Here is a 13,222-nt window from a genome sequence, read left to right as displayed (position 1 = left end):
GTTAAGGTCGTCTGTCGGGTGGCCGATAACAGGGAATAGAGCGTAAATAAAAGACAACAAGGACAGTTTAGTGAAAAGTACGATACAATCCCTGACAATATCTGTTGTTTTCTTTTCATTCTTAATTTTAGCTCTGATTACTGCCGGTTGTGGTGGTAAATCAGGAATGAATTCCCCTCAGCTATACGGTGCTCCATCTGATAGAGCGACTGTCGACAGTTCCAAGGCTGATGATTCAGGATCGATTGCTACCGGGTCGAATGAAACAAGTAGTTCGGCTCTCGGTCGGCACCAATACCGGAGCCATCGTGATGACAGCCAAAATCCGGATGAGATTCCTAATCTTGACGATGCTGCCAACACGTCCTCCGCGGACCTGAGCGAGGCCGAGGATATTCTGTCATTCGGGTCAACCGACATGGCCGATTCAGCTTCAGCGATTGATGACGAAATCTGGAGAAAATTCGAGTTGGCTGAAGAGTATTATCACATGGGTGTTATGGCCAACCGCGAGGCTAGCTGGGAAGAAGCTCAGTATTATTTCGAAAAGGGAATGAAGATACTGGCCAAGCTCGATATCGAGGCCGACACCACCGTTTCACCGGAAGCGGTCCGTTACAATCAACTACTCGACAACTTCGTAGCCGACTATCGTTCCACCCTGCGTTCATTGGGACACCTTGAGCCTAGTGTATCAGCTTCGGTGGTGCTGGAGAGATTCAGCAATATGGCCGAGAATCTCGGGTCCGACTCGATCCAGGTTTATGAAGAAGAAAATGCCAAAGCCCCGACCTATGATCTCCCGGTTGTGCTGAATGATCGGGTTCGCAAGTCAATTGTTTATTTCCAGACGGTAGCGAGGGATGCTTTTGCGAAATACCTGGGGCGTATCGATAAATACACCCCGATGATGAAACGGATTCTTCGTCAGTATGATCTTCCCGAGGACCTTGTTTATCTGTCGTTGGTTGAGTCGGGCTACAATCCTCATGCTTATTCCTGGGCGCGCGCCATGGGATTATGGCAGTTCATTTCATCGACCGGTCGCCTTTACAAACTGGATCGAAACTGGTGGATCGATGAACGCAAAGACCCTATCAAGTCCACCCACGCTGCCTGTCAATATCTGAAATACCTCTATGACGAGTTCGGCGACTGGGAACTGGCCATGGCGGCGTATAACGGAGGACCGGGGCGGGTCAAGCGAACCATGGCCAAACAGAAAACCAATGATTTCTGGAAACTACGTCTCAAACGGCAGACGATGGACTATGTCCCGCTGATCTATGCCGCGGCGATTATTGCCAAGGATCCTGAGAAGTACGGCTTCAACGGAATCATTTCCGAATCGGAGGTGGTCTGGGATGAGGTCACTATTGACCGGTGCCTTGAACTTAAAACGGTTGCCTCGGAAGTCGGTTGCTCGGTCGAAGAACTCCAGGATCTGAATCCGGAACTCTTGCGCAAATACACCCCTCCGGATGTCAAGAACTACAAGTTGAAGGTTCCCAGGGGAACAACAGACCAGTTCTATGCCGCCTATGACAAAATGCCATCACCGCAGGAGACAAGCTGGGTTCGTCATAAGATCAGCCAGGGTGAGACAGTAAGTCACATTGCAGCGAAATACGGCGTGTCTCAGTATGCCATCATGGAGGCTAACAATCTAAATCGCCATTCTCGTATCTACGCCGGAAAAACGTTGATCGTTCCGGTACCGCTGGATCGTGAATTTGCTCGTCAGAACTATAGTAATCACAGCTATGAAGCTGAAGGTTCGATCTATACCGTACGCTCCGGAGACAACCTCTGGGATATCGCCCGGGGATTCGGGACAACTGTCGATGCTCTTCGAGGCGCAAATTACATCCAATACGGTTCACGTATTTACGTCGGTCAGAAACTGAAAATACCGGCGTCAGCGAAGAATCTAAAAAATCGCAATTCGGAAACAAGCAGCGGGACCTATGCTTCATCTACGCCGAAGAGTACCACCAGTAGTAATACCTCGTCCTCAGTCACGAAGCATAAAGTGCGGCGCGGCGACACGGTTTGGGATATTGCACGTCAATACGGGACTACGACCGCAAATATCCGTCGCTTGAACAATCTTTCTCGATCAAGTCGTATTTACCCCGGTCAGATTTTAGTGGTAGGCGGAGGAACTCGCGACTATGTTATTCATGAAGTACGTCGGGGTGAGACATTGAGCCGAATCGCTCAGCGCTATCGGGTCAGTATGAAGCGAATAATCTCCGCTAACGATCTTGCTGATCCCGATGAATTGACAATAGGAATGCAATTGAAAATATACAAGGATTAGTGGGGAGAAATGGCTAGAACACGCGATGTTGTCATTATCGTTATAATCGTTTTCGGATTCCTGATTGCGTTTGCTTTTGCCGCATTCATGTTCATAGGAATGGCGGGGAGCGGCTCGGAATTCAATTTAGGACGATTCGGTGGTGATGTCGGAGTGGTTGAAGTCTTCGGTGTGATTGACGAAACCTCCGCCAGGAAGGCGATCGACCAGATTGATGAATTCGTCGATGGTAGCGTGAAAGCTATCGTGATACATATCAATTCGCCGGGGGGAGGGGTAGCGCCCTCGCAAGAACTCTATGATGCAATCGTACGCGCTCGTGAGGAAAAACCGGTAGTGGCATCAATGAGTTCTGTCGCCGCCTCGGGGGGATACTACATTGCCTGCGCTGCGGATAGAATTGTAGCCAATCCCGGAACGATAACCGGATCGATCGGGGTAATTATGCGATTCCACACCGCTGAGGGTTTGCTCGATAAAATTGGAATTGGGACAGAGACGGTCAAATCGGGCGAATTAAAAGATGTGGGCAGCTATTCAAGATCGATGACCGAGCGGGAAGAGTCAATGCTGCGTAGTGTTGTCATGGACTCGTATGAGCAGTTTATAGAAGCCGTGGCACTAGGTCGAGGGAAGGAACCGGAGGAGATTCGTCCTCTGGCCGACGGCTCGATCTATACTGGACACCAGGCTCTAAATCATGGCCTGGTAGATAGTTTGGGGGGATTACATGAAGCGGTACTTCTAGCTGCCGACCTGGCTTCAGTAAGTGGTGAGCCGAGTATTGTACGGCCTTACGAACATAGGCAGGTCACTATTTTCGACTTGCTGGGCAGTTTTCTAGGTGATGTTAGTGAACAGGTGCAGTCTCCTTTGAGGGGGCCGCAGCTAATGTATATTTATCAATAATAGACCGCTTTGATAAAGAATTTTCTGGACAAAAGCAGATTTTTTCCTTTTATTCTGCGTCGGCCTTGCGTATCTTAGCGAACGCCAAAGGGTTAACGACAGTACAGTAGCTCTATTGGAATAGTCCGACAGTTGAATATGAAAAAAAGAATAATGAACATACACGGACAGTTTTCCCGAGGGAGGATGCTGTGACTAAAGCGGATTTGGTCGAGAAAGTAGCCGAGAAGACCGGACTGACTCGCACTGACGTAGCGGTTGTGATCGATTCTTTCCTGGATACAGTCAAGAAATCCCTGGAAGCCGGTCATAATATCGAGATCAGAGGCTTCGGCACCTTCAAGGTGAAGCTACGCAAGGCTCGAAAGGCGCGTAACCCGCGCACGGGTGAAGTCGTCCCGGTTCCGGATCGGAAGGTCCCGGTCTTCAAACCGTCGAATGACTTCAAGAACATGATTACGAAACAACCTATCTAAGAATCCCAAACGGAGGATTGATGCCCAGCGGAAAGAAACGGAAGCGCCTTAAGATTAAGACGCACAAGCGGAAAAAACGGAGACGTGCCAACCGGCATAAGAAGAAGAAGGTTTAACGGTCCAACTCCGTTCCCTCGTTCTTTTTGTGGAGGTCATTAATTCCTCCATCGACATAGTCTGAGTCCTTGCCGCCGACCGGCCGGTTTGGTCGCGGCCTAAAGGGGGAATCAGAACGCAAAGCTGGCGCCCGAGCAGTTATTGGCTCGGGCGCTTTCCGTATACCTGGTTTAGATACGATCTAAGAACAGCTTAATCATTCGGACAGGAAACCTTTGGTGTCTGAAATCGTAAAGGGATACAAAACGATAGATGATTGCACAACGGAGGTAACATGAAGAATATCGTATCCAGTTGCATGGTGACGCTAATGGTTGTCTTGATTGCCGCCATCGCCCACGCCGACAACAGCGGACGTATCTACGGAAAGATCACGACGGTGGATGGAGATACCTTTGAAGGATTGATCCGTTGGGATAAAAATGAAGCGAGCTGGGTGGACATTCTGAACGGCAATAAGGAACTGGAGAAGCGCCATAAGCGGGACAAGGACAAGCGCCGCAAATATCATGACCGCGATCGTATAGAGATCTTCGGGATCGAATTCGGCGGGACCAATGTTTATTACGGCAATTCGGCCCAATCGGGGGTTCGCTTCGGACATATCCGTTCTCTCGAAGTAGTCGATGACGATGCCGCATTGATTACATTGAAGAGCGGCGAGCAGGTTGAATTGTCAGGCGGTTCCACGGATATCGGTGAGAGTATTCGTGAACTGGTCATTGAGGATGAATCCGAGGGAGAGATCGAGCTGGTCTGGGACGATATCGACCGTGTTGATTTTGAGGATACCGACGGTAGTCAGATCTCTAGCTTCGGTGACCGGCTATACGGGACGTTGACCACTCGCCGAGGAGATGAGTTTACCGGTTTTGTATGTTGGGATGTGGACGAAGTTCTCACCGACGACATCCTCGACGGTGAAGACCGTCGCCGTACCCGCAAGATACAATTCGGCAAAATCAAGGCTATCGAGCGCTATAGCTCCAACGGCGCCACAATTTACCTCGAGAACGGCGACGAGGTTCTCCTGCGTGGTACCAACGACATCGATGACGGCAATCGCGGTATCATCATCTCCGATCCCGGCTTCGGACAAGTCACCGTTAAATGGGACGAGTTCGAGCGGCTGGACTTTAAAGAAGCTCCGAATCAAATTAAGTACAATTCTTTCGACGGCGGTAAACCACTTCGGGGTACTGTTTACACTGAAGACGGCGAATCCTACACAGGTTTGATCTGCTGGGACAACGACGAAAAGTATACCTGGGAGATACTTGACGGTGATTATCGCGATATTGAGTTCGATATCGAGCTGGGGTACATCGCCAAGATAGAAAAACGCTCGTACCGTTCGAGTCTGGTGACGATCAAGGATGGTCGTACTTTCCGGCTGAAGGGTTCTAACGATGTCGACGAGGACAACAAGGGGATTTATATTACACTCGAAGACGGTGACGAAGTGGCTGTTTATTGGGATGAGTTCGAGCGTGTAGAGTTCTCACAATGAGGATGTAGATCGTCCCGGTAATACCGGTAAATGATATAAGTCGCACTGCTACAGAAGTGCGACTTTCTTTTTTGAGGAAGCTTTGTGAGGGATATATAATGAAAGCCCCGGCCGGTGAACCTGGTCGGGGCTTTTTATTCATACAAAGAGATGAACTCTATTGAAGACCGGCTTTAGCCTGAGCGTCTTTGAGTTCTTTGATATGATCGCGGGCCTGGGCGATTAGTTTGCTCGCTTTGGCGTTGTCTTTGAAGTTGTTAACGAACTGTTGCCAGACCTCGATGTTCTTGCTGTAGTTGTCGGGGCTGCTTGATTCAACTGCAATCGCATAGTTATAAGAAGCCAGGTGACTCGTGGATTTAGCCTTCATAGCTGCCTGGAAAGAACTGGCGGCAGGCTTGTATTTTTCTTCAGAAAGGTAAAGCTGGCCCAGGGCAAAGTGGGCATAGTAATAACTGGGGTCGGCAACTGTGGACTGACGATAGGCTTCAATGGCTTGATTGGTGTTACCGGTATTTTCGTAGGCTTTTCCGAGCAGGTACCATGACATTTTATCACCCTGGCTCTTTTCATGATACTTCGTGACGGCGTCGATCAGTTCAGTGTATTTTTTCTGGCTGTAGTATACTTTGCCCAGATCCATGTAAACGGGACCGTCTTCCGGGTTGATAGCTAAGGCTGCTTTCAGGGCTGTTTCCGCTTCACCGTATTTCTTAAGTTTATTCTCGACGCGACCTAAGTTGGCAAATGCTTCGGCGTTGGAAGCATCCTTTTCGGTGGCGGTGCGGAACATTTCTAAAGCGTTGTCATAATCTTCACGTTGAAAGAAGATCGCTCCGAGGTTGATATAGGCATCGATATAGTTCGGGTCCTCGGCGATAGCTGCACGATAAGCAACCACGGCGGCATCCATTTCACCGTCTTTGGCCGACTTGAGCGCTGCGTTGAAGTTCTCTTTCGCTTTGTCGGTATCCGCCTGGATGCCTGAAACGATGGTAAGCGCCATTACGATGGTCAGGAAGATGGTGAGTCTTTTCATCAAACTATTCCTTATATAAGTTACTACTAATCTTCAAACGTTTTACAAGCCTGTTCGTTAACCGGTCCCAAAAAATACTACAGGTTTTCTCGATGTTTTGCAATTGCCTGGGCCACTTGCGGGTACTTCAAAGCCAGAATGCGCGCTGCCATGACGGCGGCGTTTTTGGCCCCCGGGGAACCAATCCCCATGGTAGCCACCGGAATACCGGGAGGCATCTGGACGATTGACAGCAAAGAATCGATTCCCCCCAAAGCTGCCGGCAACGGTACTCCTATTACAGGGAGGTTGGAATGGGCCGCAACCACTCCCGGAAGCGCTGCTGCCAGGCCGGCCATAGCGATGATGACATCAAAACCGTCGGCTTCGGCCGCAGCGGCTAATTCTGCGGTCCGAGTCGGATGACGGTGCGCCGATGAAATCTCTACCGATGAATCAATCCCGAATGCTTCGAGTTGTTGTTTGCACTTCTCGGCATAATCAGCATCTGACTTCGAGCCAATCACGATGAGTACTTTGGCCATGATTTAAACCTGTTCCTCGACTGGTTTTGAGGCGCGGAATCCGATATCTTTACGGTAAGATGCTCCCTCAAACTTGATTTTACCTACCGCTCGATAGGCTTTGCTCAAAGCACCTTTCAGTGATTTGTCGCGTCCCATGACCCCGAGCACCCGACCGCCGGAGGTGACGAAGTTATTGTCTTTCATTTCCGTCCCGGCATGGAAGACGTAGGTGCCATCCTCGTGTTTTCCGGTAAGACCGGAAATGGGAAATCCCGTTGCGTATTTCCCGGGATAACCACGAGAGGCCATAATAACACAGGCTGCGGCTCCGGTATGCCAGGCCAGCTTACCTCGGGATGCAAGTTTTTCATCAACCACCGCTCGCATCAGATCGAGCAGATCGGATTTAAGTAATGGTAACACCGCCTGGGTTTCAGGATCGCCGAAGCGACAGTTATATTCGAGCACTTTGGGGCCCTGTGCTGTCAGCATGATCCCGGCGTAAATTATCCCTTTGTATTTGATGCCTTCGGAGTTGAGGCCGGCCAAAGTGCGCTGGATGATGTGTTCTTGAATCTGTTCCATCACTTCGTCGTCGGTGAAATTAGTGGGGCAATACGCACCCATGCCGCCGGTATTCGGGCCTCGATCACCATCGAGAGCTTGTTTATGATCCTGGCTTGGCAGGAACGGAGCGATTGTTTTGCCGTCGCACAAGGCCATAATTGAGACTTCCTGCCCCTTCAGACATGACTCAATGATGATCTGATCTCCGGCCTGGCCGAATGACTTCTGCACCATGATGTCATCGATCGTACTCTCGGCCTGCTTCATATTTTTGACAATGACGGCACCTTTACCTGCCGCCAGACCGTCGGCTTTTATAACAACCGGGAATTCGACAGATTTGCAAAAACCGATTGCCTCAGCCGGATTGTCGAACACCTTAAACGGCGCTGTCGGGATATGGTATTTACGCATGAACTCTTTGGCGAATACCTTGCTGCCCTCGAGTTCCGCGGCCTTCTTGTTCGGGCCGAAAATTCTTAATTTGCGTTTTTGAAACTCATCGACGATCCCTTTGGTAAGCGGTGCTTCGGGACCAACGACAGTCAGATTAATTTTGTTACGGGAGGCGAAATCAACCAGAGCTTTGGTACTTTCAGGTTTAATGCGAACACATTTAGCAATCTGTCCAATGCCCGCATTCCCCGGAGCGCAGAAGATCTTGTCAATCTTTTTCGATTGATTTAACTTCCAAACCAGAGCGTGCTCCCGCCCTCCTGATCCAATCACTAATACTTTCATCTGAACCTATTCCACGTTTCTGCCAAAAGTGCTAAGTAATTACCAGGCCTCAGAAAACTCAAGTATTTTTTTATCCCCGTGGATTTGATAATCATCCCGTGACATGTATCAGGTCGGATTTCATTGGACATAATCTGTTGACAAGCCGTCTATCTAGGTATTTATTAACGCTTTGATCGGCCGGAAGGGCATGTGTTGAAACGGATTTTTAAGCTCTTGCGGTCTACATGAATGAGAAGAAAACGATAGCATTGAGGATGGGGTAATGAGAAAGTACTCTACGGTCATCGCGATTCTGGTTTTGTTGATTGCAAGTGGTTCTGCTCTGGCTCAGGAAGAGGAAGCCCGTGACGTTCTGGAGACATGTTTCTACGGTGGTCTTGGAATCCCGTCAGGCGGCATTACTGATTTTGGCGGCGATCTCGGCGCCAAGACGGGCTGGAGCCTTGGCATTGACATTGGCTATTTCATGCGTTACAACGTGGTGGTAGGTGTCAATTTCATCTATACCCAGATGGCTATTGACGGCGGACCTGAAGTGGATGGTCTCTATCACCGTCTGTATAATCCCAACCTCTACGTTAAATACTACTTTATGGGCGAGAGCAATTTCGAACCCTACATTAAAGCTCACGTAGGTGTGGAAAATCCGAAATTCACCACATACTTGCAGTTGCCTGATCCGAAGTACCATGCTACGTCTTACGACGCATCACTGGCATACGGTATCGGCGCCGGTGTATTTTATTACAGCGCCGATTACAGTGGATTGTTTCTTGAGGTCAACTACCATGCGGCTCAGACGAAAGATGCTGAGAAATCCTGGGATGAGCAGACCGTCGTATTCGGTGATAATCTGGGCATGATAGACATTCACGCCGGTATCAGAATTCTGATCGGTTCCGGTGAATGATCTGAATTATATAAGAGTTCTCAAGCCCGTTGCGCTTCATCGCATCGGGCTTTTTTATTGAATCCGGTTGCATGAACAGCTTTCTTGCAGGGAATATGATTACACGTAAGTTGATTGTTGTCGACGATGAGCCCGCTCAACGAGAATTGGTTAAGGGGTACCTGATCAAACAAGGGTGGGAAGTATACACCTACGGGAGCGGGGAAGAAGCACTTAAGGCTTATCATGAGGTCTTTACTCCGTTGGCGCTGGTTGATATGAAAATGCCGGGTATGGATGGAGTGGAACTGCTGACACGTCTTCGCGAGATCAATCCGTTCATACAGGTAGTGGTATTAACCGCATTCGGTACGGTCGAAACCGCGGTACGAGCCATGAAGGCCGGAGCGATCGATTATCTCACCAAACCGGTCGAAGACCTCGACGAATTGCTGCTTAAGCTGGAACGGGCGGCCGAACAGAACCGCCTGGTGGTTGACAACCAGGTGATGAGCGAGCGTCTCGCGGAGGTATTTCCGGCCAGTGAGTTGATCGGCGAGTCTCCGGCCATGCGCAAGGTTAAGGAGCTTATCAGTCTGGTGGCCGGGCGCGATGCAACGGTTTTAATTACCGGTCCTTCGGGAACCGGCAAGGAGTTGGTGGCAAGAGCGATACATGCTTTGTCACCGCGATCAGACCGTAAGCTGGTGGCGATCAACTGTGCGGCGTTTCCTGAGACTTTGCTTGAATCGGAGTTATTCGGTCACGAAAAGGGTGCCTACACCGGCGCCGATACCGCTAAGCAGGGGAGATTCGAACTGGCCGACGGCGGCACTTTATTTCTCGATGAGATTGGTGAAATGCCTCTCAGCATGCAGGTGAAATTGCTCCGGGTTCTCGAAGATCATCGGATTCAGCGACTCGGATCGGTCAAGGAGATCGAGCTGGATATTCGTATCATAGCAGCTACCAATCGGGATCTGACCCGACAGGTCGAACAAAAGAAATTCCGTGAGGATCTCTATTATCGTCTCAATGTGATCAATATCGCCATGCCTCCTTTAGCCAGCCGTGGAGGAGATATCATGCTGTTGACCGAAGCGTTTCTGGAGCGATTCGCACGGAAGATCGGCAAAGAAGTGGTCGGGATAAGTTCCGAAGCAGCCGGTCTTTTGACTGCTTACGACTGGCCGGGAAATGTCCGTGAACTGGAGAACATCATCGAGCGAGCAGTTGTCCTGACCCAATCGGAAAAAATCACTGCGGAGGATTTAATCGGTTTACAGCCTCGTTCATCGGCAAGTGAATTGACCGGCGAGATTCTGCCTCTCTCTGAAATTGAAAAGAATCATATCAAAACATGTCTGGATCGCATGGACTGGAATCTCGGGGCTTCCTCCGAGAAACTGGGCATTCATAGAAATACTCTACGGGCTAAAATTAAAGAATACAACCTTACTAAAGGTTAACTACATAAACAGTGCATGGGGATGGGTGGTCTGCACAATATCTGTGCGCGGATTGTTTTAATGATGCTTGCCTTATTGCGCTATCGTTAAGAACGGCATAGACATACGTGAATTGGCATGATTCTTGTATTACATCAGGCAGAAAGAATGCAATTAAGGAGTTCAAGAAATGTCACGTATTTTGATGTTATTATCTGCGATCTTGCTGGTGGTTGTTCTGGTCGGCTGTGGTGATGATGAAGATACCGTTTACGATCCGGCACCGCCGACACCCCAGGGTGTCTATTCGATTACCGGTGATAATGCCGTTTATATCTACTGGGCGGGACCGTACGACCGTGATATCAGAGAGTACGTGATCTGGCGTTCGTTCGATCAACTGACTAACTACCAGGCAATCGGTAGTGTCGATGCCGACGACAATCCCAATCTCGATTTGATTTACTATCAATATATCGATTACACTGCGGTGAACGGTAATACTTACTTCTATGCCGTTACGGCGGTCGATGCCGCCGGTCAGTCCTCGGAGTTGTCGGCGGAAGATGTCTTTGATACGCCTCGACCGGAAGGCGAAGTGACGCTTTATGATATGGCAGTCAATGCCGATGCGGCGGGATTTAATTTCGCGACCGGATCGGTGGTAGCTCGCACTTCGAGTCTGGCGGATGTTTTCATCGACAGCGATGTCAACGGTCAGTTGTACGTCAACGCCGGCGATGTTGACAATCTTGATACTGAAATTCAGGACATGGGTTACACCAGTGTGTTTTATGAGATCGGCTGGGCGCCGCAAACCGGTTGGTCCATGCTCGGCTGGGCGCAGGTAATCGGTGGTCATACGTACGTTGTGCGCACCGATGACCTGCATTATGCCAAACTGCGTGTAACGGCTTTTGATGAAGTTGCCGGAACGGTGACATTTGAATACGCCTATCAGACAGATCAAAATAACCCGGAACTGACTCCGGCCCGACCCGCGAATACGGATGCAGCGTCAGGGACGCTGTAAATATCGGCCGGATGGATCAGGAAAGGAAGGTGACAGTCATGTTTAAGAGAATAGCAATCAAGGCAAGCCTGCTGATAATGGCGCTGATGATCGTTGTCCCGCAGGCGTCATCACAAAGTATAGCCCAGAGTTATGAAGACCCGGTGGGAGACGATATGATCAGGTACGACCGGTACCTGGACGTTGAAATCTGGACCAATCATTCGGATGGAGATTTCTACATCGGCGATAAAGTGGTGATTTATTTCCGCGCCAACCGCGATGCTTTCGTGGTGCTTTATTCCGTCGACAGTCGCGGTCGGGTGAACATGTTGTTTCCGACCGATGCCGGTCAGGATAATTATGTAACCGGTGGTGTTACTTACACGCTGCCGGGATCGGATGATGATTTCGACCTGGTAATCTCCGGCCCCGAAGGAGTGGAGAATATCCAGGCTATTGCTTCGCGGGAAAGAATCGAAATCCCCGATTGGTATCCAGAATCAGGTCTTGTCTGTGACTGGGATGATCGCCATGAGTTCATGGATTGGGTGAACGCTCGTTATTTCGCACGCTATGAAGGTCAGAAATTCGCTTTCGATCGCTCAGCGCTTTATATCAACGAATGGGAACAGCAGTATTTCGAGCCGGTTTATTATCCGGTTTATCCTTCCTGGACTGTCTGTGGTAATGTCTACATCGATTATCCTTTCGGTGCCAGTATTTATGTCGATGGAATCTTCTGGGGCGTTGCGCCACTGTACATCCCACGGTTGTACGTCGGTTGGCATACGATCACGGTGTACGATCACTGGCGCCATTGCTGGGAGCATGATTTCCATGTGACTCGATTCTCGACGGTGGTTTTTGACCGTTCGATCGTACAGCCGCAGCCGAACGTGATGTCGAAATACAAAGAAGTCAGATTCTCCGGTTATCGGGATCCGGTGACGAACGGTTATCCGAAATTCGCCGAACGTAAAAGTGCTATCATAGCCTCCTCGGCAACGACATCACGGGGGAAAATCGTCGTTAACGACAAGACGATAAATGTCAATAACGGCACGAATGACGATAATAACATCGAATTCGCCGGCACCAAGAACTACGTTCGCGGCACGACAAAGCTGGTAGAGACCGATCGGGGTTATGAGACCGCCGGTATTACTACCGATGCTTCCGACGCCCGTATCGGCAGTCAGGCCAAATACAGTTCTTCTTCCAAGACGAGGACCAAGAGCAGCGTCTATGATGTGTCCACCGGAACTAAGTATTCGACCAGCCGATCCTCGAGCCGTGGGTACAATTCGAATGATTCAGAAAACGACTATTCAACTTCCGGTAAGAGCCGTATCTCCACTTCCACTCGGTCCTATGACAGCGATAGCCAGGAACGCACTCGAAGCAGCAGCAGCGGCAGCAATTCTGACGGATACTACCAGAAGAAGAGCGGCAGTACGAGCAGCAAGAGTAGTGCGAGTAAGGAAAAAATCCAAACCCGGACGACTACTAAAACGACCACTAAGACCAGCACCCCGGCGGTGAAGTCCTCGGGTGAATCCACGAAGACCACGAAAACATCGACTGATGGGAATTCGGGAAAAACCAATTCCGGTGGATCTAAGAGTAAGGGTGGCGGTAAACGCTAAGGTCACTGCCTGATCAGCGAAAAAAAGGGTTCG

The 13,222-nt window shown here is 49.7% G+C and carries 10 protein-coding genes and 1 pseudogene; 8 read left to right on the top strand and 3 right to left on the bottom strand.

What is annotated here, in order from left to right; translation table 11 throughout:
* Nucleotides 1-166 precede the first annotated feature (166 nt).
* From PLF13_06240 to PLF13_06225, 4 genes and pseudogenes are all read left to right on the top strand, one after another.
* Nucleotides 167-2,323: a LysM peptidoglycan-binding domain-containing protein gene (locus PLF13_06240; protein HOP06875.1), complete on the top strand. Its 2,157-nt coding sequence runs from the start codon at nt 167-169 to the stop codon at nt 2,321-2,323.
* A gap of 9 nt (nt 2,324-2,332) precedes the next feature.
* Entirely contained in the window at nt 2,333-3,232 is a 900-nt protein-coding gene (sppA, locus tag PLF13_06235) for a signal peptide peptidase SppA (protein HOP06874.1), read from the top strand.
* Nucleotides 3,233-3,387: 155 nt separating this feature from the next.
* Nucleotides 3,388-3,708 (top strand): annotated as a pseudogene (locus PLF13_06230) (HU family DNA-binding protein).
* A 391-nt stretch (nt 3,709-4,099) separates the two neighbouring features.
* Nucleotides 4,100-5,335, top strand: a complete 1,236-nt coding sequence (locus tag PLF13_06225; protein HOP06873.1) for a hypothetical protein — start codon at nt 4,100-4,102, stop codon at nt 5,333-5,335.
* Nucleotides 5,336-5,492: 157 nt separating this feature from the next.
* On the opposite strand, the gene PLF13_06220 is transcribed toward PLF13_06225, so the two are convergent.
* The 3 genes from PLF13_06220 to purD form a co-directional block, all read right to left on the bottom strand.
* Nucleotides 5,493-6,374 carry a tetratricopeptide repeat protein gene (locus tag PLF13_06220; GenBank protein ID HOP06872.1) on the bottom strand — a complete coding sequence of 294 codons (882 nt, stop codon included), beginning with the start codon at nt 6,372-6,374 and terminating at the stop codon, nt 5,493-5,495.
* A gap of 77 nt (nt 6,375-6,451) precedes the next feature.
* Nucleotides 6,452-6,898, bottom strand: a complete 447-nt coding sequence (purE, locus tag PLF13_06215; protein ID HOP06871.1) for a 5-(carboxyamino)imidazole ribonucleotide mutase — start codon at nt 6,896-6,898, stop codon at nt 6,452-6,454.
* 3 nt (nt 6,899-6,901) lie between these two features.
* Complete coding sequence (gene purD, locus PLF13_06210) at nt 6,902-8,188, bottom strand: phosphoribosylamine--glycine ligase (GenBank protein ID HOP06870.1); 1,287 nt, start codon at nt 8,186-8,188, stop codon at nt 6,902-6,904.
* A 265-nt stretch (nt 8,189-8,453) separates the two neighbouring features.
* Between purD and PLF13_06205 the strand changes: the two genes are divergently transcribed.
* The 4 genes from PLF13_06205 (at nt 8,454) to PLF13_06190 (ending at nt 13,189) form a co-directional block, all read left to right on the top strand.
* Nucleotides 8,454-9,101, top strand: a complete 648-nt coding sequence (locus PLF13_06205; GenBank protein ID HOP06869.1) for a hypothetical protein — start codon at nt 8,454-8,456, stop codon at nt 9,099-9,101.
* Between the two features lie 95 nt (nt 9,102-9,196).
* Nucleotides 9,197-10,549, top strand: coding sequence for a sigma-54 dependent transcriptional regulator (locus tag PLF13_06200; GenBank protein HOP06868.1), 1,353 nt, complete (start codon nt 9,197-9,199; stop codon nt 10,547-10,549).
* Nucleotides 10,550-10,718: 169 nt separating this feature from the next.
* The gene (locus PLF13_06195; protein ID HOP06867.1) at nt 10,719-11,561 is read left to right on the top strand and encodes an HmuY family protein; all 843 of its coding nucleotides are present in this window, start codon (nt 10,719-10,721) and stop codon (nt 11,559-11,561) included.
* Nucleotides 11,562-11,599: 38 nt separating this feature from the next.
* Entirely contained in the window at nt 11,600-13,189 is a 1,590-nt protein-coding gene (locus PLF13_06190; protein ID HOP06866.1) for a DUF4384 domain-containing protein, read from the top strand.
* Nucleotides 13,190-13,222: the final 33 nt, after the last annotated feature.

It is taken from the genome of Candidatus Zixiibacteriota bacterium (assembly GCA_035380245.1).
Lineage (GTDB): Bacteria > Zixibacteria > MSB-5A5 > GN15 > FEB-12 > DAOSXA01.
Note: the sequence above shows the minus strand (reverse complement) of the source record. Positions and strands in the feature narration are given on the sequence as shown.